Annotated in this window: 26 protein-coding genes and 1 pseudogene; 9 read left to right on the top strand and 18 right to left on the bottom strand. The window is 64.6% G+C overall.

What is annotated here, in order from left to right; translation table 11 throughout:
• Positions 1–158: 158 nt before the first annotated feature.
• From AC2FNA_RS18555 to AC2FNA_RS18545, 3 genes are all read left to right on the top strand, one after another.
• Positions 159–608 carry a hypothetical protein gene (locus AC2FNA_RS18555; protein ID WP_496829055.1) on the top strand — a complete coding sequence of 150 codons (450 nt, stop codon included), beginning with the start codon at positions 159–161 and terminating at the stop codon, positions 606–608.
• A 92-nt stretch (positions 609–700) separates the two neighbouring features.
• The gene (locus AC2FNA_RS18550) at positions 701–1171 is read left to right on the top strand and encodes a hypothetical protein (protein ID WP_496829053.1); all 471 of its coding nucleotides are present in this window, start codon (positions 701–703) and stop codon (positions 1169–1171) included.
• A gap of 36 nt (positions 1172–1207) precedes the next feature.
• Positions 1208–1735 carry a helix-turn-helix transcriptional regulator gene (locus AC2FNA_RS18545; protein WP_496829051.1) on the top strand — a complete coding sequence of 176 codons (528 nt, stop codon included), beginning with the start codon at positions 1208–1210 and terminating at the stop codon, positions 1733–1735.
• Here the strand turns inward: AC2FNA_RS18545 and AC2FNA_RS18540 are convergent.
• The 5 genes from AC2FNA_RS18540 to AC2FNA_RS18520 all read right to left on the bottom strand — a co-directional run bounded on the left by AC2FNA_RS18540 (position 1714) and on the right by AC2FNA_RS18520 (position 6098).
• A complete protein-coding gene (locus AC2FNA_RS18540; RefSeq protein ID WP_496829049.1) occupies positions 1714–2091 on the bottom strand; it encodes a DUF2237 family protein in 378 nt (125 codons plus the stop codon). The genes AC2FNA_RS18545 and AC2FNA_RS18540 overlap by 22 nt on opposite strands.
• Before the next feature lie 9 nt (positions 2092–2100).
• Complete coding sequence (locus tag AC2FNA_RS18535; RefSeq protein ID WP_496829047.1) at positions 2101–3264, bottom strand: serine hydrolase domain-containing protein; 1164 nt, start codon at positions 3262–3264, stop codon at positions 2101–2103.
• A 78-nt stretch (positions 3265–3342) separates the two neighbouring features.
• Entirely contained in the window at positions 3343–4038 is a 696-nt protein-coding gene (gene pth, locus AC2FNA_RS18530; RefSeq protein ID WP_496829046.1) for an aminoacyl-tRNA hydrolase, read from the bottom strand.
• A gap of 142 nt (positions 4039–4180) precedes the next feature.
• A complete protein-coding gene (locus AC2FNA_RS18525; protein WP_496829044.1) occupies positions 4181–4810 on the bottom strand; it encodes a 50S ribosomal protein L25/general stress protein Ctc in 630 nt (209 codons plus the stop codon).
• A gap of 124 nt (positions 4811–4934) precedes the next feature.
• Positions 4935–6098 (bottom strand): alpha-hydroxy acid oxidase, encoded by a 1164-nt coding sequence (locus tag AC2FNA_RS18520; RefSeq protein ID WP_496829042.1) that lies wholly within the window; start codon positions 6096–6098, stop codon positions 4935–4937.
• Positions 6099–6206: 108 nt separating this feature from the next.
• On the opposite strand from AC2FNA_RS18520, the gene AC2FNA_RS18515 reads away from it, so the two are divergent.
• Positions 6207–6650, top strand: coding sequence for a MaoC family dehydratase (locus tag AC2FNA_RS18515; RefSeq protein ID WP_496829040.1), 444 nt, complete (start codon positions 6207–6209; stop codon positions 6648–6650).
• 3 nt (positions 6651–6653) lie between these two features.
• On the opposite strand, the gene trpA is transcribed toward AC2FNA_RS18515, so the two are convergent.
• Both trpA and AC2FNA_RS18505 read right to left on the bottom strand, forming a co-directional pair.
• Positions 6654–7445: a tryptophan synthase subunit alpha gene (gene trpA / locus AC2FNA_RS18510; RefSeq protein WP_496829038.1), complete on the bottom strand. Its 792-nt coding sequence runs from the start codon at positions 7443–7445 to the stop codon at positions 6654–6656.
• Between the two features lie 78 nt (positions 7446–7523).
• Positions 7524–8012, bottom strand: a complete 489-nt coding sequence (locus AC2FNA_RS18505; RefSeq protein WP_234140028.1) for an acyloxyacyl hydrolase — start codon at positions 8010–8012, stop codon at positions 7524–7526.
• Between the two features lie 183 nt (positions 8013–8195).
• On the opposite strand from AC2FNA_RS18505, the gene ychF reads away from it, so the two are divergent.
• The 3 genes from ychF to AC2FNA_RS18490 all read left to right on the top strand — a co-directional run bounded on the left by ychF (position 8196) and on the right by AC2FNA_RS18490 (position 11701).
• The gene (ychF, locus tag AC2FNA_RS18500) at positions 8196–9293 is read left to right on the top strand and encodes a redox-regulated ATPase YchF (RefSeq protein ID WP_496829036.1); all 1098 of its coding nucleotides are present in this window, start codon (positions 8196–8198) and stop codon (positions 9291–9293) included.
• A gap of 84 nt (positions 9294–9377) precedes the next feature.
• Positions 9378–10544 (top strand): amidohydrolase family protein, encoded by a 1167-nt coding sequence (locus AC2FNA_RS18495; RefSeq protein ID WP_164128988.1) that lies wholly within the window; start codon positions 9378–9380, stop codon positions 10542–10544.
• Between the two features lie 44 nt (positions 10545–10588).
• Positions 10589–11701 carry a CaiB/BaiF CoA transferase family protein gene (locus AC2FNA_RS18490; protein WP_496829033.1) on the top strand — a complete coding sequence of 371 codons (1113 nt, stop codon included), beginning with the start codon at positions 10589–10591 and terminating at the stop codon, positions 11699–11701.
• Here the strand turns inward: AC2FNA_RS18490 and AC2FNA_RS18485 are convergent.
• The 11 genes from AC2FNA_RS18485 to AC2FNA_RS18435 form a co-directional block, all read right to left on the bottom strand.
• Positions 11696–12133 (bottom strand): MarR family winged helix-turn-helix transcriptional regulator, encoded by a 438-nt coding sequence (locus tag AC2FNA_RS18485; RefSeq protein ID WP_496829031.1) that lies wholly within the window; start codon positions 12131–12133, stop codon positions 11696–11698. The genes AC2FNA_RS18490 and AC2FNA_RS18485 overlap by 6 nt on opposite strands.
• A gap of 62 nt (positions 12134–12195) precedes the next feature.
• The gene (locus tag AC2FNA_RS18480; protein ID WP_496829029.1) at positions 12196–12897 is read right to left on the bottom strand and encodes an ABC transporter ATP-binding protein; all 702 of its coding nucleotides are present in this window, start codon (positions 12895–12897) and stop codon (positions 12196–12198) included.
• Positions 12890–13663, bottom strand: coding sequence for an ABC transporter ATP-binding protein (locus AC2FNA_RS18475; protein WP_496829027.1), 774 nt, complete (start codon positions 13661–13663; stop codon positions 12890–12892). The genes AC2FNA_RS18480 and AC2FNA_RS18475 overlap by 8 nt, the downstream gene beginning before the upstream one ends.
• Positions 13660–15504, bottom strand: coding sequence for an ABC transporter permease (locus tag AC2FNA_RS18470; RefSeq protein WP_496829025.1), 1845 nt, complete (start codon positions 15502–15504; stop codon positions 13660–13662). The genes AC2FNA_RS18475 and AC2FNA_RS18470 overlap by 4 nt, the downstream gene beginning before the upstream one ends.
• Before the next feature lie 66 nt (positions 15505–15570).
• Positions 15571–16785 carry an ABC transporter substrate-binding protein gene (locus AC2FNA_RS18465; RefSeq protein ID WP_496829023.1) on the bottom strand — a complete coding sequence of 405 codons (1215 nt, stop codon included), beginning with the start codon at positions 16783–16785 and terminating at the stop codon, positions 15571–15573.
• A 92-nt stretch (positions 16786–16877) separates the two neighbouring features.
• On the bottom strand, positions 16878–17459 hold the full coding sequence (locus tag AC2FNA_RS18460) for an amino acid synthesis family protein (protein WP_496829021.1): 582 nt from the start codon (positions 17457–17459) through the stop codon (positions 16878–16880).
• A complete protein-coding gene (locus AC2FNA_RS18455) occupies positions 17456–18037 on the bottom strand; it encodes an amino acid synthesis family protein (protein ID WP_496829019.1) in 582 nt (193 codons plus the stop codon). Before AC2FNA_RS18455 ends, AC2FNA_RS18460 begins: the two co-directional genes overlap by 4 nt.
• Positions 18030–18899, bottom strand: coding sequence for a UPF0280 family protein (locus AC2FNA_RS18450; RefSeq protein ID WP_496829017.1), 870 nt, complete (start codon positions 18897–18899; stop codon positions 18030–18032). The genes AC2FNA_RS18455 and AC2FNA_RS18450 overlap by 8 nt, the downstream gene beginning before the upstream one ends.
• The gene (locus tag AC2FNA_RS18445) at positions 18896–20389 is read right to left on the bottom strand and encodes a 6-hydroxynicotinate reductase (RefSeq protein ID WP_496829015.1); all 1494 of its coding nucleotides are present in this window, start codon (positions 20387–20389) and stop codon (positions 18896–18898) included. The genes AC2FNA_RS18450 and AC2FNA_RS18445 overlap by 4 nt, the downstream gene beginning before the upstream one ends.
• Entirely contained in the window at positions 20382–23126 is a 2745-nt protein-coding gene (locus AC2FNA_RS18440; RefSeq protein ID WP_496829013.1) for a molybdopterin-dependent oxidoreductase, read from the bottom strand. Before AC2FNA_RS18440 ends, AC2FNA_RS18445 begins: the two co-directional genes overlap by 8 nt.
• Positions 23126–23953, bottom strand: coding sequence for an FAD binding domain-containing protein (locus AC2FNA_RS18435; RefSeq protein ID WP_496829011.1), 828 nt, complete (start codon positions 23951–23953; stop codon positions 23126–23128). Before AC2FNA_RS18435 ends, AC2FNA_RS18440 begins: the two co-directional genes overlap by 1 nt.
• Before the next feature lie 149 nt (positions 23954–24102).
• On the opposite strand from AC2FNA_RS18435, the gene AC2FNA_RS18430 reads away from it, so the two are divergent.
• Both AC2FNA_RS18430 and AC2FNA_RS18425 read left to right on the top strand, forming a co-directional pair.
• The gene (locus AC2FNA_RS18430) at positions 24103–24984 is read left to right on the top strand and encodes a LysR family transcriptional regulator (protein ID WP_496829009.1); all 882 of its coding nucleotides are present in this window, start codon (positions 24103–24105) and stop codon (positions 24982–24984) included.
• 84 nt (positions 24985–25068) lie between these two features.
• Positions 25069–25248: pseudogene (locus tag AC2FNA_RS18425) on the top strand (NADH-quinone oxidoreductase subunit F); the annotation flags it as partial.

Below are 25248 nucleotides of genomic sequence, written 5' to 3'. Positions count from 1 at the left end.
AAAACTGATAAACCTTTGTTTATTCGCCACTGCTCACATTCTTGTCGTCCTTCTAAACCACAGATCAATTCCCCCCATCGAACCAGTCGTAAAGCTTGAACTCGCCGTTTGGTTTTGACGGTGCGCATTTGCGATGGAGGTATGAAATGCGAAAGACAATGACATCCAGGGTTGCGGTTGCGGCCGGAGCAATTCTTGTCGGCGGGCTGGTGGGGTTTGCCGAGGCCAGCGTGGTGCAGACCGACCTGAGTGCACCGGATTCGGCGAGCAATTCCGATACGGTTGCACAAACCGAGGTCGGGAGCTTCGTGGTTGCAGGTCGCGAGGATAACGGGCGTGGCCGCGGTCGCGGACGCGGCGGAGATGATGGCGCGGACCATGATGCGGGCGACGATCACGGCGGTCGCGGACGCGGCGGAGATGGTGGCGCGGACCATGATGCGGGCGACGACAACGGCGGTCGCGGACGCGGCGGGGATGACGGCGCGGACCATGATGCGGGCGACGACCATGGCGGTCGCGGGTCCGGCGGGGATGATGGCCCCGGCCACGATGCGGGCGACGATCATGGCGGCCATGGCGATGATGGCCCGGGAGATGACGATTGAACGACCGGGGGTTGCCTTGATCCCACGAAGCGGCAAACCTGCCGTGACTCCTGCCCTGATCAGGGCAGGAGTCTTGTTGATCAGGTAGGCAAATGGATCGCAGAAGCTTCATCACTTCCGGACTGGCACTGATGTGCTGGGGCGGCGCCCTCTGGGCTCAAACCACGACGGATACGATCACCCGACAGCTCAGGGCGCAGGGGTATACGTCAGTCGAGGTAAGCCGGACCCTGCTGGGGCGTGCGCGGATCGTTGCGAGACGCCCGGGGGAACAGCGCGAAATCATTGTCAATCCTCGGACTGGCGAGATCTTGAGGGATTATTGGCAAGGCAACCGGGTTTCCACTGGTGGCGGCTTGCTCGATCGGTCGCCCGAGACCGAAACCGAAACCGACGACGGTGGTGGCCGGGGGCGCGGTCGGGGCCGGGGCCGAGGAGGCGAGGATTCGAGTTCGGACAGCGGATCAGATGGGGATGACGGCGGCGACGATGGTGGCGACAACAGCGGCCACGGCGGAGGCGACGATGGTGGCAGCGGTTCGGGTGGCGATGGTGACGATTGATCTGCTCCGGATCGGTATTGCCGGGTCTGCGCCCGCATGAGGGGCGTTGCGATCCTGTTGGCGATTGCCGTTGTGCAGACGGTGTGCGCCGTTTTCTTCGTGTCCGATATCTTGTTGACCGTGATCGGCCTGCGTACCACGCCGATCAGTTGGCAGACCCGGGAACTGTTGGAAATCGGCGCGGCAATCGGTTTGCTGCTAGGCGGGGTCCTTGGTTGGCTCGCCTTGAGCCGGACCTGGCGCCGAGCGCACAGGGCTGAGGCCAGGCTGCGTGCCGCATCCGGAGCCTTCATGGAGTTGCTGGACGAACGGTTCGAGGAATGGGGTTTGACGGCGGCCGAACGGGACGTTGCCCTGTTTGCGATCAAGGGGTGCAGCCTTCAGGAAATCGCGGCGCTGCGCAACACCTCCGAAGGGACGGTCAAGGCGCAAACCAACGCGATCTATCGCAAGGCGGGCGTATCTGGGCGCCCCCAATTGCTGGGCCTCTTCATCGAAGACCTGATGACCGGTGACCTGATGCCGGAACAGGCGGGCAAGGATCAGTCGCGCCGGACCGCGTGACGTTCCAGAACTTCCAGCGGAACGACTTCCAGTGCGCGCCTGTGCGTCGCCTCCAGGTGCACCTGCGGGCCACACCCCTCGTCGGCGGCCTGCATGAAACGCGCCGCACACAGGCACCAGCGGTCGCCGGGCTTCAGCCCGGCAAAGCCGAACTCGGGCCGAGGGGTGCTGAGGTCATTGCCGACATATTTGGAATAGGCGAGGAATTCGGCCGTCATCACGGCACATACCGTGTGGCTGCCCTGATCCTGCGCGCAGGTGTTGCAATGCCCGTCGCGAAAGAAGCCGGTGACGGGATCGGTCGAGCAGGGCGCCAGCGCTCCACCCAGAACATTGAGACTCGGGTCGGGTGTCATGATCCGATCCTAAAGGCTTTGCGCGATTTTGCGGAACATTTCGATATTGGCCTCGTTCACGCCATCGCCGCGAAAGCCGCGATCGGCGCCGGTGGTGACGATCACCACGCCGCGCGGCTGGTCGAAATAGATGTATTGGCCATAGACGCCGCGCGCCAGGAATTCGCCCGGACCGGCACCAACCGGGATCCACCATTGATAGCCATAACCGATCTTGCCGGGCGCGGTCGGGGCGCTGGCGGCGGTCGAAACAGCGATCCAGTCCGCCGGGACCACCTGTTTGCCGCCATAGCTACCATTCTGAAGGATCATCTGGCCGAACCGGGCATAGTCACGGGTGGTGAAATTGAGCCCGCCCAGCACAAACGCCACGCCCGCGCCATCGGTGATGTAGTAGCCGTCACGTTCCAACCCCAGCGGCGCGATGATCTTTTCCGCCAGCAGGTCGGTCACGCTGCGCCCTGTCGCACCCCGGATCACCATGCCGATCACATGGGTGTCGATCGAGACATATTGCCAGGTCTCGCCGGGCGCGGCGAAACTGTCGGTGAAGCTCGCCGAGAAATCGTCCAGTGTGCCACCCAGGGCGACCACCCGGCCCATGCGGTTGATGTCTGAATTATTGTCGAAATAGTCCTCGTCGAAAGTGACGCCGCTGGCCATGTTCAGCACGTTGCGAATGCTGGCCGGTTCATAAGCGCTGCCTTTGAGCTGGGGCGCGTATTTGACAACCGGATCATCGATAGAGGCGATGGCGCCCTCTTCCAGCAGCGCGCCCATGAGGGCGGAGAGATAGCTCTTGGCCACCGACCACGAGATGCGGCGATCGTCGGGTCCGGTGCCGAGATAATACTCCTCGAACCGGATCTGGCCGTCCTTGAGGACAAGAAGAGAGGTGACCGCCCGCGCTTCGATCCAGTCGGTGCCACCTGTTGGCAGCTCATAGGCGGCGCCATGGGGCAGGTCCGAGGTGGGGCCATTGCCCCGGGCGACCGGGGCGGTCAGAAAGGCCGCATCCATATGCGAGAAGTTGGAGATGATCTTTTCGGCGTCGAACAGAGAGTTCACGGCGAGCAGCCGGTTGATCTCTTCCCATTTCCAGACGCCGATGACGCCTGCGGCCAGGATCAGGGCTAGCAGGACCCGGCCCAGCCATTTTCCGAATACGCGCATGTCATTCCTCCGATGGGATTATCCGCTCACGGTGGCAAGGCGGCGCGCGCGGCGCAACCGCTACGTGGCGGCAGCGGGTTATTTGAACCGGTCGACCAGTTTTTGCAGGGCGCTGCGGTCATCGGGCTGGGGCGCAGGGTCCGGGGCAGAGGCTGCCTTTTCGGGCGGCACAGATGGCGGGCGCGCTGTCCCGGTAGACGAGCGCGGAGGCGCGGTGCGCAGAGCGACCGCGTTCATGAACCGGGCGCCGTCGCCCGCGGCCAGATGCGGCGCACCGTCCGAAACACCACGCAGCACATTGTCCAACCAGTCCTCGTCTGCGCGGGCGAAATCGTGCAACACATAGCCCGCGACCGCCTCTTTGCGGCCGGGATGCCCGATGCCCAGCCGCACCCGGTCATAGGCGGCGCCGATATGGTCGTGGATCGAGCGCAGGCCGTTATGGCCCGCGTGTCCGCCGCCCGCCTTGACCTTGACCTTGCCCGGGGCAAGGTCCAGTTCGTCATGCAGGACGGTGATATCGGTGCTGTCAAGCTTGTAGAACCGCATCGCCTCGCCCACCGATTGGCCAGAGCGGTTCATGAAGGTCTCGGGCTTGAGCAGCAGTACCTTCTCACTGCCCAGCCGTCCCTCTGCGATCTGGCCCTGGAACTTGGCGCGCCACGGGCCAAAGCCGTGATCCTCGGCAATCCGGTCCAGCGCCATAAAGCCGATGTTATGCCGGTTGCGGGCGTATTTCGCGCCGGGGTTTCCCAGTCCGACGAACAATCGCATGTCGGGCCTCTTGCTTTGCCAGTTGCCGGTCCTTCTTGCCGCTTGCGGCTGCAAAAGGCCAGACGGCCCTCTGGGCCTGACTACAAAAAAAGGCGGGGCCCAAACGCGGCCCCGCCTTCTGATGGGTTGACGGTCGCGAAGATTATTCTTCGGCTTCGCCTTCGACCTCTTCGGCTTCTTCGTCGTCAGACGAGGATGCCAGACCCGACGGGGCCGAGATGTTGGCGATCACGAAGTCGCGGTCGACAGTCGGCTTGGCACCTGCGGGCAGGTTGACGCTGGAAATGGTCACAACGTCGCCGATGTTCAGGCCCGACAGATCAACGGTGATGCTTTCGGGGATGTCGCCAGCGGTGACTTCCAGTTCGACTTCGGGGCGAACCACGGTCAGCACGCCGCCTTTCTTGAGGCCCGGTGCCGCCGCATGGTTCACGAAGTCCACGTGGATGAACAGCTTGATCCGGCTGGTGCGACGCAGGCGCATCAGGTCCAGGTGGGTCGGCAGGTCCTTGACTACGTCACGCTGCACGTCGCGGCAGATCACGCGGACATCCTCGTGGCCTTCGACCTTGAGGTTGAAAAGGGTCGATTTGAACCGGCCCGCCTTCAGCATCTTGAGCAGACGGTTGAACGGGATCTGGATCGGCAGCGGGTCGTTGTCGCCACCAAATACAATGCCCGGAACCATGCCGTCGCGACGTGCCTGACGAGCGGCGCCCTTGCCTGTCCCCGTCCGTTCCAGAGCTACGAGATCAGGAATCTCTCCAGCCATGTTGGTATCTCCAATGTTAGGGCGGGGCTCCTCCAAGGCTGTAGCCCCGCGTGAAGCCGCGCTATTACAGCGGATCGGCTGCAAAGGAAAGGGGGATCTGCCCGATTTCCCCCTGATTATCGGATCAGGCCCAACGACCGCCAAAATCCTCGGGCACCAGCAGGTTGTGGCGGCCCAGATTGGCGACATTCTTCTCGCCGCACAGCGCCATGGTAACGTCAAGCTCGCGGTGGATCACCTCCAGTGCCTTGGACACCCCGGCCTGTCCCATGGCACCCAGACCATAGACAAAGGCGCGCCCGATCATGGTGCCCCTGGCGCCCAGCGCCAGCGCCTTGAGCACGTCCTGCCCCGAGCGGATGCCGCTGTCCAGATGCACCTCGATATCGCCGCCTACCGCGTCCATGATCTCGGGCAGAACCCGGATCGAACTCAGAGCGCCGTCAAGCTGCCGACCGCCATGGTTCGAGACCACGATGGCATCGGCGCCCAGTTTGGCGGCCATTCTAGCGTCTTCGGCGTCCAGGATCCCTTTCAGGATCACTTTGCCGTCCCATTGCTCCATCAGTTTGGCGACCTTGCCCCAGTCAAGCGTCGGGTCGAACTGCTCGGCGGTCCAGGCGCCCAGATTGGCGGTGTCCGATACGCCGTGAACATGGCCAACGATATTGCCGAAATTGCGCCGCTTGGCGCCCAGCATCTCGATCCCCCAGGCCCATTTGGTCATCATGTTGGCGATGGTTTTGGGCGTCAGTTTGGGCGGGGCAGACAGGCCGTTCTTCAGATCCTTGTGCCGCTGGCCCAGGATTTGCAGGTCGAGCGTGATCACCAGCGCCGAACACTTGGCGGCCTTGGCCCGCTGGATCAGGCGGCTGGTATAGTCGGTGTCGCGCATGGTGTAGAGCTGGAACCAGAACGGGCGGCCCGTGGCCTCGGCCACCTCTTCGATCGAGTTGATCGACATCGTCGACAGCGTGAAGGGCACTCCGAATTCGTTGGCGGCGCGGGCGGCCTTGATCTCGCCATCGGCGTTCTGCATACCGGTCAGTCCCACGGGCGCCAGCGCCACCGGCATCGCCACGTCCTGCCCGACCATCTGGCTGGCGGTCGAACGGCCGGACATGTCGACTGCCACCCGTTGGCGCAACCGGATCAGGTCGAAATCGGAGCTGTTCTCGCGAAAGGTCTGCTCTGTCCAGCTGCCGCTCTCGGCATAATCGTAGAACATGCGCGGCACGCGACGTTCATAGATACGCTTGAGATCTTCGATATTGGTGATTACGGCCATATCCTGCCCCTCAAAATTGGTTAAATTTGTTTACCAATATTTTTACCGCTTGGCAACTCGGTCTGGCCGCGACACTGTGCACCGGGCGCTTCAGCAAGGGCAGAGGGTATGACGAAATACTGGGAAGATTTTCCGGTCGGGTTCCGCTACGAGTCCGACCCTTGGGAAATGACGGGTGACGAGATCATGGATTTCGCGCGCAAGTGGGATCCACAACCGTTCCATATCGACCCCGAGGCCGCCAAGGACAGCCCGTTCGGGGGTATCATCGCCAGTGGCTGGCACACGCTCGTCACCGCGTTCGAGCGTTGGTATGCCTCGGGCCTCTGGGCAGAGGCCTCGATGGGTTCTCCAAGTATGACAGATGTAAAGTGGGTGGTGCCCGTGCGCCCCGGCGACATGCTGCGGGTGGTGGCAACGGTCACCGAGAGCACCGCATCGCGTTCGCGACCCGACCGGGGCCGGATCACGGTGTTGAGCGAGATCTACAATCAGGACGGCCAAAAGGTTGCCGAATACTCGGGCATCAACATCCTGAGGCGCCGGCCCTGACGGTCAGGCGCTGTGCGCGCCGTCCGCCAGCGTTTTGACAAAGGCCAGAACCTCGGCCACCGGTTTGCCCGCGCCGATCTGTGCCACGATGGCCGAGCCGACAACGGCGCCATCGGCGACACTGGCGATGGCGCGTGATTTCTCGGGCGTGTTGATCCCGAAGCCTACGATAATCGGCAGGTCGGTTGCCGCCTTGATCCGCGCCACTTCCGGGCCGACATCCGTCGCCTGCGCCTCGGCCGCGCCGGTGATCCCGGTGATCGAGACGTAATAGACAAAGCCCGACGTGTTTTGCAGCACGCGCGGCAGGCGCTTGTCATCGGTCGTCGGCGTAGCGAGCCGGATGAAGTTCAAACCGGCCGCTTGTGCGGGCAGGCACAGTTCGGCGTCTTCCTCGGGCGGCAGATCGACCACGATCAGCCCGTCGATTCCGGCGGCCTTGGCATCGGCCAGAAACCGGTCGACGCCGCGATTGTAGATCGGGTTGTAATAACCCATCAGCACGATGGGGGTGCTGTTGTCGGTCTTGCGGAACTCGGTCGCCAGATCCAACGTCCGCTGAAGTGTCATGCCGCCATCAAGTGCACGCTGGCCTGCCAGCTGGATGGTCGGGCCATCCGCCATCGGGTCGGTAAAGGGAAGACCCAGTTCGATAACATCCACCCCCGCGCCGGGCAGGCCCTTGACCAGTTCCAGCGAGGTGTCGAAATCCGGATCCCCCGCCATCACATATGAGACAAAGGCCTTTTTGCCTTGGGCTTTCAACTCGGCGAATTTGGCGTCGATACGGGTCATCGGGCGTCCTTGCGTTCTGCTATCGGCCTGATGTGCAGAAAACTGTGCCGAAAATCAATCCCACACCCGACGCGCAGCTCAGAAAGAGCGGTGGAACCGCAGCAGAACCGAGTTGACGCCCGGGTTGAACTCGGAAATCGAGGCATTCGATTTATGTGTGATCGCCAGCGACAGCGCATCGCCATTGTCAAAGCGGTAGCCGACGCCAAACAGGCTGCGTACTTCGAACCGGCTGCCCAGCGTGTTGCTGTCCTCACCCTCGAAATAGACGCCGGGCAGCACGCTGGCCTCGATGAACCAATTCCTGTCCAGGGCATATTCTCCGGCAACGCCCGCGCCCAGGTGGAAATCGCCATTGGCATGCAGCGTCGCCGCCGCAGCCAACCGGGCGCTGAGGCGACCCCGCTCCCAGAACGGCGTGTGCTGGTATTCCAGTGACAGAACCCCCTGATCTTGAGACTGCTCGTGCTGGAAATCTGCGTATCCCGCTCCGAGGATAAGGGATTGCGCCTGCGTTGTGCCGGCAAGCCCAAAGGCCAGGATCGCGGAGAGAAGGAACTGTTTCATATCGCTGCCATTTCTTGTGACGGTGTTCGGCAGGAGAAATGTGTACCGATCGGTAACCCATCAAGTCGCCTCACGCGGGGCTTGCGCAGTCGTGAAGGGATGAAACATGCCGATGCGCGCGCGGCTTGCGCATTTGCGCCGACCCGCCTAGAAGGCCCCGTCAGATGGCATCAGGAGACGGTCATGGGTTTCAAAATGGGTATCGTGGGTCTGCCGAACGTGGGCAAGTCGACCCTGTTCAACGCATTGACCCGCACCGCGGCGGCGCAGGCGGCGAATTTCCCTTTCTGCACCATCGAGCCCAATGTGGGCGAGGTGGGCGTGCCCGATGCCCGGCTGGACAAGCTGGCCGCGATTGCCAAGTCGAAACAGATCATCCCGACCCGCATGACCTTTGTCGATATCGCCGGGCTGGTGAAGGGCGCCTCCAAGGGTGAGGGGCTAGGCAACCAGTTCCTGGCCAATATCCGAGAGGTCGACGCTATCGCCCATGTGCTGCGCTGTTTCGAGGATGGCGACGTGACCCATGTCGAGGGCCGCGTCGACCCGGTGGCCGATGCCGAGACCATCGAAACCGAGCTGATGCTCGCCGATCTGGAAAGCATCGAGAAACGCCGCGCTAACCTTGTGCGCAAGCTCAAGGGCAATGACAAGGAAGCGCAACAGCAAGATCGTCTGCTGGCCGCAGCGCAGGCCGCGCTGGAAGATGGCAAGCCTGCCCGCGTGGTCGAGGTCAGCGACGAGGACGCCAAGGCGTGGAAGATGCTGCAACTGTTGACCACCAAGCCGGTGCTTTATGTCTGCAACGTCGGCGAGGCAGAGGCTGCCGAGGGCAATGCCCATTCCGCCCGCGTCGCAGAAATGGCCGCCGCGCAGGGCAACAGCCACGTGATCATCTCGGCCCAGATCGAGGAAGAGATCAGCCAGCTTGAAGATGACGAAGCCGCCATGTTCCTCGAAGAGATGGGGCTGGAGGAGGCCGGGCTCGACCGTCTGATCAAGGCGGGCTATGCGCTGTTGCATCTGGAAACCTATTTCACCGTCGGCCCGAAAGAGGCACGCGCCTGGACCATCCGTCAGGGCACTGCTGCGCCGCAGGCGGCGGGCGTGATCCATGGCGATTTCGAAAAGGGCTTCATCCGCGCCGAAACCATCGCCTATGACGACTATATCGCCTGCAACGGCGAGCAGGGCGCCAAGGAAGCGGGCAAGATGCGGGCCGAGGGCAAGAGCTATGTCGTCAAGGACGGCGACGTGCTGCACTTCCTCTTCAACACCTGACCCGATGGGCCGGGCAGCCGGCGCTTGACCGAATCCCCGCCTATGTTAGCGTGCTAACGAGTTTCTCGTTTCGCGGAGGGTGCCATGTCGGGCAAGCTTGTCATCACCAATATCGGCCTTTTGCTGTCGGGCAAGATGGAAGAGCCGATCTATGACGGCGATTGCGTCATTGCCATCGACGGGCGGATCTCGGATTGGGGATACGAGGGTGATCTGGACACCGAGGGCGCCGACACGCTGATCGACGCGAATGGAGTGACGCTGGCACCGGGCCTGATCGATAGCCACGTGCATCCGGTGGTGGGGGACTATACTCCGCGCCAGCAACAGCTGCACTGGATCGACAGCACGTTGCATGGTGGCGTGACCACGCTGATCTCGGCGGGCGAGGTGCATATGCCGGGCCGCCCCAAGGATATCGTCGGCCTCAAGGCAATGGCGATTGCGGCGCAGCGCTGGTACGAGAATTTCCGCCCCTCGGGTGTCAAGGTGATGGCCGGTGCCCCGGTGATCGAACACGGCATGGTCGAGCAGGATTTCAAGGAACTGGCCGATGCCGGGGTCAAGCTGCTGGGCGAGGTCGGTCTGGGCACCGTCAAGGACGGCAAGACCGCCCGCCAGATGGTCGACTGGGCGCGCAAATACGGCATCCAGTCCACCATCCATACCGGCGGCCCCTCGATCCCCGGATCGGGCCTTATTGACGCCGACATGGTGCTGGAGACCGGGACGGATGTGATCGGCCATATCAATGGCGGCCATTCGGCGCTGCCCGATGACCAGATCATGTGCCTTTGCGAAAGCTGCACCGCCGGGCTTGAGATCGTGCACAATGGCAACGAGCGCGCGGCGCTCTTGACGCTGAACACCGCGCGCGAGTTGAAGCAGATGGACCGGATCATTCTGGGCACTGATGGGCCGGCGGGTTCGGGCGTGCAGCCGCTGGGCATCCTGCGCATGGTGGCGATGCTGTCGGCGCTGGGCAATGTCCCGGCCGAGATCGCCTTCTGCTTTGCCAATGGCAACACCGCCCGCCAGCGCGAGCTGGATACCGGCTTGTTGGAGCGTGGCTATGCCGCCGACTTTGTGCTGATGGACCAGGCTCAGCACGCGCCGGGCAAGACCATTCTGGAATCGGTGCAGCTGGGCAACCTTCCCGGTGTCGGCATGACCGTGATCGACGGGGTGGTGCGCAGCGAGCGCAGCCGCAACACCCCACCCGCAACCCGCTTGCCCCGGATCGTCAGCTAGGGCAGAACCTGCCCTGACGTCACCGGCAGGGAAAGGGCAGGCAGATGAGCGCACCGTTGCATGGGCTGAAAGTGGTCGAACTGGCCCGCATTCTGGCGGGGCCATGGATCGGCCAGACCCTGGCCGATCTGGGCGCCGAGGTGCTCAAGGTCGAAAGCCCCGAGGGCGACGACACCCGCAAATGGGGCCCCCCCTTCATCGAGCGCGAGGGCGACCGCTCGGCCGCCTATTTCCATGGTGCCAACCGGGGCAAGACCTCGATCGCGCTGGATTTCGGGGATGCGGGAGATCGCGCCAGGCTGCTGGACCTGATCCGCGAGGCGGATGTGCTGATCGAGAATTTCAAGGTCGGCGGGCTGAAGAAATTCGGCCTCGACTATGACAGCGTCAAAGAGGTCAATCCGCGCCTGGTCTATTGCTCGGTCACCGGGTTTGGACAGGACGGCCCCTATGCTCATCGGGCGGGCTATGACTTCCTGATCCAGGGGATGAGCGGCATCATGGACCTGACCGGCGATCCGGCGGGCGAGCCGCAAAAGATCGGCGTGGCCTTTGCCGATATCTTTACCGGGCTTTACGGCGTCATCGGCATTCAGGCGGCATTGGCGGAACGTGAGCGGTCCGGGATGGGTCAGCATGTGGATCTCAGCCTGCTCGACTGCATGACCGGGGTGCTGGCCAATCAGGCGATGAATTTCCTCGCCTCGGGGCAATGCCCGACGCGGCTGGGCAATGCGCATCCCAATATCGTGCCCTATCAGGTGTTTCCGGTGGCCGATGGCCATATCATCATCGCCTGCGGCAATGACCGGCAATATGGCACGCTCTGCACCATCCTTGGGGTGGCCGAGCTGATCAATGACCCACGCTTTGCCACCAATCCCGACCGGGTGGCGCACCGGGCCGAGATGACCGAGCTGTTGACGGCGGCCTGCCTGAAATGGACCAAGGCCGACCTGCTTGCGGCGCTGGAACAGGGCGGTGTGCCGGGCGGGCCGATCAATTCGGTGGCCGAGGCGCTGGCCGACCCGCAGATCGCCCATCGCGCCATGCGGATCGACCCCGAGGGCGTGCCCGGCCTGCGCACGCCGATCCAGTTTTCGCGTTCCGAACTGGTGCTGGACAAGGCCTCGCCGAAAAGGCCGGTCAGATCATGACAGCTTGGCCAGCAGTTTGAGAAAGCTGCGCTGTTCGGCGGGGGATAGCGGGGCGAGCGTGTCGGCGGTGATACGCGCGCCCGCGTCCTTCATCCGGGCCACCAGCGCCGCGCCCTGCGGCGAGAGCGAAATCAGCATCCGCCGCTTGTCGCCCGGATCGGGTTCGGCAAGCATCAACCCCTTTTGCCGCAGCCGGTCGACCACGCCCTTGATCGTGGCCACATCCATCGCGGCCAGACGGCCCAGCTGGTTTTGCGAGCACTTGCCATGTTCGGACAGCCGCACCAGCGCGGCGAACTGGGTCGCGGTCAGCCCCTCAATGGTCTGCGACTGAAAGATCGCGGCATGGCGCTGGCTGGCCAGCCGCAACAGATAGCCCACCTGATCGTCCAGCCGATAGGGCTCTGCCCCGTGTTGCGCCGTGTCGTCCATCACCCTGTGCACCGGATTTTGCAATGACCCGCCTTACCGCAAGGGCAGGCAGGTCACAACCGTCAGACCGCCAGATACTGTGCCGAGACCTCGGGGCGGGCGTCGAGATCGGCAAAATCCCCCTCGTAGCGCATCGTGCCCTTTTCGATGATATAGGCCCGGTCGGACACCTCGCGCGCGAAATGCAGGTTTTGTTCGGACAGCAGCACCGACAGCCCCTCGCGTTTGAGTTCCGAGATGACATTGGCCATCTGCTCGACGATTACCGGGGCGATACCTTCGCTGGGTTCGTCCAGCAGCACCAGCGAAGGGTTGCCCATCAGGGTGCGGGCAATGCTCAGCATCTGCTGCTCGCCCCCCGACAGTTGCTTGCCCAGGTTCTGGCGGCGCTCGGCGAGGTTGGGAAACAGTTGGAACAGGTGGTCGGTTGACCAGTGCGGTGCGCCCTCGCGGGTCGGGCGGCGGCCCACTTCGAGGTTTTCCTCGACCGTCAACTCGCCAAAGATGCGCCGGTCTTCGGGGACATAACCGATCCCGGCGCGGCAGATCAGATGCGACGCCCGGCCCAGGATGTTCGCACCGTCAAGGCGGATGCCGCCGCCGGTCTGGCGCACCAGCCCCATCACCGATTTCATCGTGGTGGACTTGCCCGCGCCATTGCGGCCCAACAGCGCCACCACCTCGTTACGGCCCAGTGTCAGCGATACGCCGTTCAGGATTTGCGCGCGCCCATAGCGGGCGGTGAGGCTGTCGATCTCAAGCATTGCCGCGCTCCTTCTCGAAAAGGCGGCCACCGCCCAGATAGACCTCTTGCACCAGCGGGTTGGCGCGGATCTCGGCCCCTGTGCCTTCGGCGATCAACCGGCCGCGATTGAGCACCAGAATGCGGTGGGCATGGGCAAAGACCACGTCCATGTCATGTTCGGTGAACACGACCGAGACATGCCCGCGCGCCACGATATCCGCCGTCAGCGCCATCAGCGCCACGCGTTCTGACGGGGCCATGCCTGCAGTGGGTTCGTCCATCAGCAAGAGCGCCGGCTCATGCGCCAGCGCGATCGCCAGTTCCAGCCGCTTCAGGTCGCCATAGGCCAGTTCCGAGCAGGGCCGGTCCGCTTGTTCGCGCATCGACACCAGATCGAGCAGCCCCATCGCCTCGTCCAGATACATCCGCGTCGCCCGCGAAAACAGGTCATAGACCCGGCGGTGATGCGAGATCAGCGCCATCTGCACATTCTCCCGCACCGTCATCGACAGGAAGGTCGCGGTAATCTGAAAGGTGCGTCCGACCCCCAGCCGCCAGATCCGGCGCGGCGGCGTGCCGATCAGCTCGCGCCCGTTCAGTTTGACCGAACCCGCGCTGGGCGGCAGATAGCCGTTGAGCATGTTGAAACAGGTGGTCTTGCCCGCACCATTGGGGCCGATCAGGGCAAGGAACTCACCCTGTCTCAACTCAAAGCTGACATTGTCGACCGCCTGTACCCCGCCAAAGGCCTTGGAAAGGCCGCGTACCTCAAGAACCGGGGTCATGCCGCATCCCTCCGCACCAGCTGGATCAGCCGCCGGACCCCGCCCGCGATCCCGTCAGGCGCCAGGAGGACCACCGTCAGGATGATGCCGCCAAAGATGAAGCGCCAATAGTCGAGCCGGCTGACCCAATCCTCGATCAGCACCATCGCCATGGCGCCATAGACAGGTCCCGCCAGTGCATGAATGCCGCCCAACAGCACCATGATCAGCCCGTCGATACTGTGCCCGATGCTGAGCGCGTCGGGGAACACCGATCCCTTTGAGAATACGAACACGACGCCCGCCAGCCCCGCCAGCGTTCCGGCCAGCGTAAAGCCCATCCATTGATGGAACCTTGTGTCGATGCCGATCGCCTCGGCCCGGATGCGGCTGTCGCGCACCCCGCGCAGGGTATAGCCAAAGGGCGAATGCGCCACCCGTCTCAGCAGCCAGATTCCACCTAGGCAGAGGACCAGAGCCAGGTAGAAATAGACCCGGTCGGATTTCGCCCATTCGGCGGGCCAGACGCCCAGAATACCGTCATCGCCGCCGGTGAAATCCTGCCACTGAAAGGTGACGCCCCACAGGATCTGTGCCGCCGCCATGGTCAGCATGGCCAGATAGACGCCCGACAGGCGCACGCAGAACCAGCCAAAGAAGAGCGCCGCCAGTGCCGCCGCCACCGGCCCCAGCGCCATGGCGGGCAACATGCCCCAGCCCAGCATCTTGACCGCCATCGCGGCAGCATATGCTCCGACCCCGAAATAGGCCGCATGCCCGAAACTGACCATGCCGCCCACGCCCATCATGAAATGCAGCGACACCGCAAAGAGCGTTGCCACCATCACATCGACCAGCAGGATCGTGGTGAAATCGGACACCACCGCCGGGCTGAAGGCGAGCATCGCCACCAGCGCCAGCAGCACCATGGTCGATCTCTGGTCCAAGAGGCGCAGGGGCTGTTCCGGCTCTTCCGCGCCGCCATGCTCGCTGCCGGGGCGGCCGAACAGCCCATAGGGCCGTACGATCAGCACCGCTGCCATCACGACAAAGGGCAGCACGATGGAAATCTGCGGAAAGATCAGGATGGCGAATGCATTGAGGACCGAGATCAGCACGGCGGCAACAAAGGCCCCCGTGACGCTGCCCATGCCGCCGATCACGACTACAACAAAGGCCTCGCCGATGATCGACAGATCCATTTGCAGCGACACCGCCTCGCGCGGGATTTGCAATGCGCCACCCAGCCCGGCCAGGGCCGAGCCCAGCACGAAGGCCGCCGAGAACAGCCAGGCCTGATTGACGCCGAGGGCGCCCACCATCTCGCGGTCTTGGGTTGCCGCGCGCACCAGCACGCCCCAGCGGGTGCGATGGAACACCAGCCAGATCGCGGCGAGCACGGCGGGGCCGATGGCGATCAGCGCCAGATCGTATTCGGGGATCGGTTCGCCCATCAGGCGCACGGCACGGTCCAGACCGGGCGCGCGTGGCCCCAACAGGTCCTCGGCCCCCCAGATCGCCAGCGTCAGGTCCTGCACGATCAAAACCACACCAAATGTGGCGACCAGCTGGAACAGTTCCGGCGCCCGGTAGATGCGGCGCAGGATGGTCAGTTCCACCACCAGCCCGATGCCGCCCACCAGCACCGCTGCCGCCAGCACGCTGAACCAGTAACCCGGTATGCCGCCCTGTAACGTGGTCACCAGCGTATAGGCCAGATAGGCCCCCAGCATGTAGAACGAGCCATGGGCGAAATTCACGATCCGGGTCACGCCGAAGATGATCGACAAGCCCGACGCGATCAGGAACAGCGAGGACGCGTTCGCCAGTCCCGTCAGCAATTGTGCGAGATAAAAGCCCATCAGGCCGGTCTTCCTCTGGTCAGGTCAGGGTCCCGAGGGGCGCGCGGCCCCTCGGGTTTCAGGGCGTTACTCCGCCGGGCGCAGCTTGGCGGCCTCTTCCTCCGACGGCAGATAGGCCGCGCCATCGGCATAGGTCCAATCCACCATCTTGGGCTGGCCATCGACCAACGCGGTCTTGCCCACATAGGCGCCCATGGTCGACTGGTGGTCGGCGGCGCGGAACATGAACGGGCCGGTCGGGCTGCTGCTCACTTCCAGACCTTCCATGGCGGCCAGCATAGCGTCGGTCTCGGTCGAGCCTGCCTTGGTGATCGCGGCGGCAATCGACAGAACCGAGTTATAACCCACGATCGAGCCGGTCTTGGGCGCCTCGCCGAACTTGGCCATATAGGCCTCGGCAAAGGCCTTGTGCTCGGGCGTGTCGATGTCGGTCGAGGGATAGCCGGTCACGATCCAGCCATTCGGCGTCTCGCCCTGAAGCGGCTCCAGATACTCCGGTTCACCGGTCAGCAGCGACACCACGGGTCGGTCGTCGAACAGGTAGCGCAGCGAGCCTTCACGCACGAACTTGGCCAGATCGCCGCCAAAGGTGACGTTATAGATCGCGTCGGGCTTCGATGCCTCAAGCGCGCGCACGGTGGGGCCGGCGTCGATCTTGAAAACCGGCGGCCACTGCTCCTCGACAAACTGCACGTCGGGGCGCAGGCGCGTCAGTTCCGCCTTGAAGGCCGCGACCGCGTCCTGACCATAGGCATAGTTGGGCGCCACGGTGGCCCATTTCACCGCATCCAGCTTGGCCGCCTGTTCGGCCAGCATCGCGGCCTGCATATGGGTCGAGGGACGCAGGCGATAGGTGTATTTGTTGCCCTTGGACCAGACCAGCGCATCGGAGAGCGGTTCCGAGGCCAGGAAGAACACCTGTTTCTGGTTGGCGAAATCCGCGACCGCCAGCCCGATATTGGACAGGAAGGTGCCAAAGATCATCACCGCGCCTTCCTTGGCGATCAGCTCTTCGGCGATGCGGATGGCGGTGGCCGGGTCGCCGGTGTCGTCGCGGCTGACCACGGCCAGGTCCTTGCCCAGCACGCCGCCGGCGGCGTTGATCTGTTCGATGGCCAGTTCCCAGCCCTTCTTGTAGGGCTCGGTAAAGGCGGGCAGGCGGGTATAGCTGTTCACCTCGCCCAGCACGATGGTATCGGCCGCGCGGGCGATCTGAGGCGTCAGTGCCGCCAGCGGCAATGCGGCCAGAGCGCCCAGAACGGTACGTCTGATCAGTGTCATGTCATTTCCCTCCGGTTGATCTGTTGGTCTCAAACGGGCCGGTTGCCCCGGCCTCTGTCTGGGCGGCCCGCCCGTGGGGCAGGCCGCGAGGCTCATCTCAGGCCGTCCTTGCCTTCGGCCGCGTCATGGGTCAGCCCGCCGACACGCGGCAACGGGCGGCCGCTGTCGGTAACGGCAACCGCCACCATGATCTCGTTCGCGCGCGGCGCATCGTTCAGCCGCACCTCGATCCCGTCGAAATGGCTGCGGACATAGGCCGCGTCCTTGTGGCCCAGCGGCACATCAAGCACCTGTCCCGGGCTGCCCATCTTCTTGGACGATGGCACCAGTGCCGCGCCTTTCTCTACCGCCTTGCGCAGGGGCGCGCCCAGTTTCGGATGCAGGATGGCGGCGGCATGTTCCAGCTCGCCATTCTCGCCCACCATCGCGGACTTGCCATAGCTTTCGGCCTGCTCGGGCCGGATCCCCAGCGCCTGAACACAGCGCTCGCCCAATAGAGCGCCAAGCTCGGCACCGGTGTCCATCAGCTCGGTCAGGTCATCAACATACCGGCCCGCAAACGGGTTCTCGATCACCGCCACGGCCACCGCCTTGCGGGTGGGCGGGGATATCTCGCGGCCCGCCTCGATCCGGGTTTCCTCAATGAATACAGCGATCTTGCGGATCTTGGTCATCTCAGCCCGTCCTCTCCCTTGATCTGCCAGGCCTCCAGCCCGCCCGCGCGGGAGTGCACGCGCTGGCCGGTGCTCATCACCAGCACCAGCGCCATCTCGTCGGCGCGGGGCGCATCGTTACAGCCAACCTCCATACTGTCGAAATGGCTGCGCACGTAAGAGGCGTTGATATGGGTGATTGGCACGTCCAGCCGGGCGCCGACACCACCCACCTTTTTCGACGAGGGGACGATGGCATTGGCGGTGCCCAAGAGCTGCCGCATCGCATAGCCCCCCGGCGCATGCCAGAGCGCGCCATGTTCCAGCTCTCCCGCCTCGCCGATCAGGGCGCCCTTGCCATAGCCCTCGATCCGGTCCGGTCCACCGAGCATGTCCAGAAGCTGTTGCGCCATGCTCAGGCCCAGAGGTTTGAGATCCTCCATGAACCCCTGGATCTCGGGCTCGTAGCGCCCGGCAAAAGGGTTCTTGAGGATACTCATGACCGAGGCGCGGCGCAGCGGGGTGGTGGCCACCGGACCACCCTCGTGCCAGATCTCTTCCAGTGCCGAAACGGTTTTTCTGAGGATCAGGTCAGGCAAGGGCAAGGCTCCTTTCAGGGGCGGTCACGGGGATGGCGCCGGCATGGCGGGCCTGTCCGCGCAAGGACAGATGGGCGGCACGAATGTGTCCGGCGGCGATCAATTCACTTGCCAGTTTCTGCCCGTTTTCAAGGGCATGCAAGACCTCGTTGCGGGCAAGGGCACCGCAATGGGTGACAACGGGGCGCTGTCCCAGATCGCTGTCGTCCTTCACCGAGTTGGCAGGCGCGCGGCGGATTGCGGGGTGGCCGGGCAGGTCGGTCGCGTTGGCGATCAACGTCGCGGCCGCATCGGCACCGGCAGCGCTGGGCGCCAGCACCGTGACGCTCTCGGCGATGCCGAGGCTGAGGCTGCGACCGCCCAGACCCGAGGTGGCGATGCCGCCGACCCCGTCGCTGGCGCCGACCGAGAGCCGGCCCAGGTCGTGCCCGTCGTGCGTGGCCATGGCGAGGGTAAATCGGGCGTCGCCTGTCAGGTGCAGGGCGATATCGCCGCCGTTGTTCACATAGGCGCGTGTCAGCGGCGTGGAGGAGAGCATCGCTGCCAGTACCTCGTCGGCCACGGCACCGGCAACGGCGGCCATTCGGGTAAGGCGCAAAGCCATCAGCGAGCGGCAGGCGGTATCCATGCGCAGTGCTACCGGGCCAAGCGGCAGGGGCACGTCGGGGGTGAGCTCGGTTTTCAGGAGCGGCAGTTCACTGACCAGTTCCTCCAGCACCGTTTCAAACCGCGCAGTCGCGGTGGCAAACGCCGCCTCGCGCGCGCCCGGCCCGCCCTCGGCCCCCAAGATCAGGTCAATGGGGCCGTGCTGCAAATGCAGCCGCTTGCCGTCGGGCAGAAGGGCGGCGACAGCTCCGGTCATTCGTTCTCCCCTCGCGACCAACGGTAATTTTCGCGTGCGTTGGGGTCCGGCTGGGTGTCGCGCTTGCCCAGTTTGCGGTCGCGTTCCGAAACCACCTGTGCCACCGGTTTGATTTCGCTGACATGGCCGCCGAGCGTGCCGTAATCGCTGACCCTCATGGTGAATTCCATCGGCGCAACCAGCGCGGGCGTGGGCACATAACCGAACGAGTTCGAGGGCATCTCGGTCACGTCAACCATCACGGTGATGCCGCCACCGGGCCAGACATAGGCCGCCGCCCCGCCGCAGGAGACATGGGTGAGCGAGGATTTCACCGATTTGGTGAGCCGCACCGGGTTCTCGGTCACGCCCGCGCGCAAGGAGCCGCCCGCGCCGCCCATGAACAGGACCGAACAGACCGAGGGTTCGCAGTTTTCCGCGATCAGTTCCGCCGAGGCGCGCAGTTTCTCGGGGATCGGAACCGGTTGCGGCACCAGATCGGCGTCCAGCTCGTAATAGGCGAATTGCTCGCCCGTGGTCGAGACCATCATCAGCCGCAGGCCAGGCCAGGCCACGTCGGGCTTGAATTTATCAAGGATGACCAGCGGGTCCTCGACATCGGTACCGCCCCAGCCGGTGCCGGGATCGGCCACCTGGAAATAGCGGCCCGGCGTCGAGCGGCGGCCCTTGATGCGGATGCCGGTGGGCGGCACGTCGAGCATCTTGCCGGCCTGATGCTCGCTGAGCACGCCAGTGATGTGGTCGTCGACCACCACCACGTCATCGGCATGGCCCAGCCATTGTTTCGCGAACATGCCGATGGCGGCGGAACCACAGCCGACACGCATCAGCTTTTCCTCGACCCCGTTGATGATGGGGGCGCGGCCCGCCTGCACGATCAGGGTGGTTTCATGGCCTGGCTCGCCGATCACCATCTCGACCGCTTCGCAATTGCACAGGCGCAGGAGCGCGTCACAGGTGACGCGGCCCTCTTTCTTGGAGCCGCCGGTCAGGTGCTCGACACCGCCCAGCGACAGCATCTTGGAGCCATATTCGCTGGTCATCACATGGCCGATGGGTTCGCCATCGACCCGCACCACGTCGCGTTCGTGGCCGATATGGCGGTCGGTGTCGATCTTCACCTTGACGCCGCAGTAAGAGAAGATGCCCTCGGTCACCACAGTGACCATGTCGACGCCCTCGACCTCCTGGCTGACGATAAAGGGGGCGGGCTTGTAATCGGGATAGGTGGTGCCGGCGCCGACGGCGGTGACAAAGGCGCGGTTCTGCTGAACGATGTTGCCGTCCCAGTCGTCTGCTGTCTGCGCGTCCTTGAGGAAGGGCACGACGCGGGTCGAGCCGCTTTCGATCACGGTGAGCGCGTCGAGGCGGACAAGTTCGCCGCCATGGTTGGCATAGCGGTCGCAGGCGCCGGATTTGCCATCGGCGATATAGCAGAGCACGGGGCAGGCGTCGCAACGTATTTTCTCGGGGCGGATACGGTCAGTCATGTCCGGCTTCCTTCAGCGCGGCGCGCAGGCGGGCGGGGGTGACGGGGGTCTGACGGATTGAAACGCCGGTGGCGTGGCGGATCGCGTTCAAGAGTGCAGGGGCGGTGGGGATCAGGGCGTGTTCGCCCAAGCCCTTGGCGCCATAGGGGCCGTGTTCGTCCGGGTCCTCGATGATCAGGGTTTCGATTGGCGGCACGTCGCCGATGGTTGGGATCAGGTAGTCGTGCAGATTGTCGGTGCGGCCGGGGATATATTCCTCCATCAGCGCCATGCCGAGACCCTGGGCGATGCCGCCCTCGACCTGGCCTTCGACCAGGGCGGGGTTGACGGCATGGCCCACGTCGTGGGCGGCGGTGAAGCGGAGCGGGCGGATTGTGCCCAGCCGTGTGTCGATCTCGACCACCGCCAGATGGGCGGCATAGCCGAACTGGGCGTAAGGCACGCCCTGGCCGTTCTTGTCGAGCGGCTTGGTGGGCGGGTCGTAGGTCTCGGAGGCGCCGAGGACATAGCCGTCGGCGTCCGGGGCGAGTTCGGTTAGGTCGATCACATGGGTGCGGCCATTGTCGGTGATCTGGATCCGGCCCTGGCCGAGCGTCAACGTGGCCTCGGGCCCGGCATTGACACGGGTCAGGATCGCGGCGCGCAGCGCCGCCCCCGCCAGCCTTGCCGCATTGCCGGTGACAAAGGTCTGGCGCGAGGCAGAGGTCTTGCCGGCGTCCGGCGTCAGGTCGGTATCGGGGCCGATCAGTTCGATCCGGTGGGTCGGGATGCCAAGCGCGGTGGCAAAGAGCTGGGTGATGACGGTATTGGCGCCCTGGCCGATATCCATCGCGCCCTGATGCAGCACGAGTGTGCCATCGGCCCGGATACCGCATTTGATCGTCGAGGGGTTGGGCAGCGAGGTATTGCCGCAGCCATACCAGCCCGCCGCAATGCCGACGCCGCGTTTCAGGATTGTGTTCTCGGCATTGAACGCCTCGGCAGCGGCGCGCGCGCGGGTCCAGTCGGGTTTCAGGGCCTGCAAACAGGCGCGGATGCCGACGCCCTGGGTGAACACCTGGCCGCAGACGGTGGGCTGTCCGGTTGTCAGCGCGTTTTTCAGGCGGAACTCCAGCGGGTCCAGCCCCAGTTTTTCGGCCAGCTCATCGAACAGCGTTTCCTGCGCGATGGCGGCCTGCGGCACGCCAAAGCCGCGGAACGCGCCCGACGGCGGACAATGGGTGTGGATGCCCTGCGCCTCGGCCCGGTAATCGCGGATGAAATAGGGGCCCGAGCCATGCACCGGCACCCGGTTGGCCACGGTCGGTCCCCAGCTGGCATAGGCGCCAGTGTTGAAGCGGCTTTGCAGGGCGAACCCCTTGAGCCGCCCGTCGGCGCTGGCGCCGATGCGCAGGTGCAGGTCAGAGGGGTGGCGCTTGGTGCTCATCTGCATCGACTGCACCCGGCTATAGGCCAGCCGTACCGGCTGCCCCGTCTTCAGCGCGGCTATCGCCAGATAGGGCTGCACCGACATGTCGAGCTTGGCGCCGAAACCGCCGCCGACGCCGGTGGGGATGATGCGGATGCGATCAGGGCCGAAGCCCAGCACCATCTGCAACCCGTCGCGGTCCAGCACCGGGGCCTGGGTGCAGGCATGCACGACGACCTTGTCACCGTCCAGATAGGCATAGCCCGCCTCGGGCTCGATATAGGCATGTTCGACAAAGGGGGTGGCATAGCGCCCCTCGACCACCACGTCGCTTGCGGCCAGCGCCGCCTCGGCATCGCCGCAGGCGACAAAGCCGGCGACCATGACATTGCCCGCGCGGTCCGGGTGCAGCAGCGGTGCGCCGGGGGCGGTGGCGTCGGTGACGTTTTCCACTGCGTCGAGCCGGGTCCAGGTGACCGGGAAGCGGGTGAGGTCGAGCGTCGCGGCCACATCGGGCGGGGCGACGATGGCGGCGACGGGTTCGCCGCGAAACCGGGTTTCGGTCTCGGCAAACACCGGCTGATCCTCGAACCCCGGCATCACGCCAAAGCAGTTGCGGCCCGGTACGTCGGCGGCGGTCAGCACCGCCACCACGCCCGCGTGGGCGTTGCGCCAGCCGTCGATATCGCCCAGCGTGAAGCCCGCGCGGGGGTAGGGTGCGCCGACCAGCACGATCTCCATTGTGCCGACAGGGGCGACATCGTCGCCATAGGCTTCGGTTCCCGCCACCTTGCCCGCGCCGTCGAGCCGGGGGATGGCAGCGCCGGAATGCCCGTCGCCTTCGACAGAGGCGGGCAGCGGTGCGCCCGCCTGCATCACCGCCTGAATGATCTTGCGATAGCCGGTGCAGCGGCAAAGCACGCCGCCCAGTGCATCCTGAACCTGCGCCTCGGTCGGCTCCGGTGTTTCGCGCAACAGCGCGGTGGCGGCCACCATCATGCCGGGCGTGCAGATGCCGCATTGCGCCGCGCCATGGGCGAGGAAACTGTCGGAAAGGCGCTCTGCCACCGGGTCGGTGGCCAGCCCCTTGAGCGTGTCCACCCGGCGGCCTGCCACCTGATGAGCGGCCGTCAGGCAGGCGCAGACCGGGGCGCCGTCGACCAGCACGGTACAGGCGCCGCAATCGCCCGCGTCGCAGCCCACCTTGACCTCGCGCGCGCCGCAACGCTCGCGCAGCATCCGCGACAGGCGTTCGCCCGGTTGCGGGGTGGCGCGCGCGGATGCGCCGTTCAGGATGAACTCGGTGACAGCGGTCACGGGACGATCCATCACTGTCCTCCTGCGGCACGGATGGCGCGGGCGATCTGCTCGGCCACCGCATCCAGCCGATAGCCGGCGCTGCCGCGAATATCGTCGATGGGCGAGAGCGGGGTGAGGTGATCCTGGGTGACGGCCACCTGATCAGGTCGCTGGCCGATCAGGTCGCGTTCCAGCCCGCTCAACCGCTGCGCCACTGGCGAACAGGCGCCCACCGCAACGCAGGCATGGTCGATCCGCCCCCGTGCATCGCAGCCGATCACCACCGCTACCATGGCGATGGAAATCACCAGATAGCGCCGCGCGCCCAGCTTGGTGAAGGCGCCGCGCGCATGGGCGGGTGGATTGGGCAGCAGAAGGGCACTGACCAGCTCTCCCGGTTGCAGGGCGGTGCGGCGGACACCGGTCAGGAACTCCGCCAGCGGCAGCAGCCTCTGGCCGGTGGATGAGGTCAACTCGACCCGCGCCTCAAGCGTCAGCAGCGGCGGCACCCCATCGGCGGCGGGCGAGGCGTTGCACAGGTTGCCCGCAACCGTGCCCGCATTCTGGATCTGGATGCTGCCCACCTCGCGCGCAGCCGCGCGCAAACCGTCAAAGGCGGGCGGCAGGTCGGCCCGGGCGATCTGGGTCCATGTGGTGGTGGCGCCGATGCGCCAACCCTCAGCCGCCCGGCTGATACCCTGAAGGGCCGTGATCCGCGTCAGGTCAAGGATATCCTCGCCAAACGGTGCAACCCCCTGCGCCGGATAGACATCGGTGCCGCCGGCGACAACGCGCATGTCCCCCTCGGCAAGACGATCAAGCGCGTTCTTCAACGAGGCAGGGGCGTGATAGGCCATGAGCGTGGTCTCGTCCGTCCGGTGATTTTCATTTGTACGCTAACGGTATTTCCCGGTTTCGATTCGTGTCAACCGCTTGTTGAGAACCGGGCTGTCGTTACGGGCCGTCTGCTCTATTGTGGCGCACAGAGCGGACTGGGAACAGAGACTTGATCGAACTGCGCGACCTGCAATTGCTCAGCGCCCTGGCGCGGCATCGACACTTTGCCAAGGCGGCCGAGGATTGCGGTATCTCGCAACCGGCCTTTTCGATGCGGATCCGCAATCTCGAAGAGCGGTTGGGTGTCACCATCGTGCGCCGTGCCAATCGGTTTCAGGGCCTGACCGAAGAGGGCGAGATGATCGTGCGCCGTGCCCGCCGCATCCTGGGCGATGCAAAGGCGCTGGAGCAGGAAGTCGCCGCAGTCCGGGGCGAGATCTCGGGCGCGCTGATCCTGGGGGTGATCCCGACCGCGCTGGCCTTTACCGGGCGGCTGGTGCGGCGGTTGCACCAGGCGCATCCGCGCATCGTGGCACGGATCGATTCGATGTCCTCGACCGCGATCCAGCAGGGTCTGGACGAGGGCACGATTGACGCGGGCATCACCTATGGCGACAGTATCGGCACCGATCTGCGCCATGTGCAGCCGCTTTACGAAGAGACCTATGTGTTGCTGGTGCCCGCGCATCTGACCGAGGCGACCGGGCCGATCCCCTGGGCGCGGGTGGCCGATTTCCCGCTCTGCCTGCTGGAGCCGCAGATGCAGAACCGGCGCATTCTCGACCGGATATTCGCCGAACAGGGGCTGCATCCGCGCATCGTGGCCGAGACCAGCGGCTTTACCGCCGCCATGGTAATGGCGCGCGAGGGGTTGGCGGCCTCCGTGGTGCCGCGCGTTCTGGTCCGGGCGCTGGGCGATCTGCGCGGCACAAAAGTATTGCCGCTGGTCGAACCCGAAGTGTCCAAACCCATTGCGCTGGCCACGCTGGACCGTGATCCGGAACTGCCGACGGTGACGGCCCTGCGGCAGGTGGTTGCCTCATTGCGGTGATAAGGCGTCGTTATCGTGCGTTCGAAAGATGCGATTTGACGATATCTTATTCTGATGAGAGACGGGCTCTGATCGGAGGGCGACATGGCACCATTGGACAGCAAATCATCAGGCAACGGACCCGGCGTATGGAAGAGTGGGAAGGGTCGTGGGCGTCGATTGCCGAAGGGTCGTGTTTATAGTGATGAGGCGTTGGCGGATGTTCGTGCTTTGCTGGGGGATCGTCCTCGGCGGCGGGATTTGCTGATCGAGTTTCTGCATCTC

The organism is Ruegeria sp. YKSD163, assembly GCF_059612905.1.
Note: the sequence above shows the minus strand (reverse complement) of the source record. Positions and strands in the feature narration are given on the sequence as shown.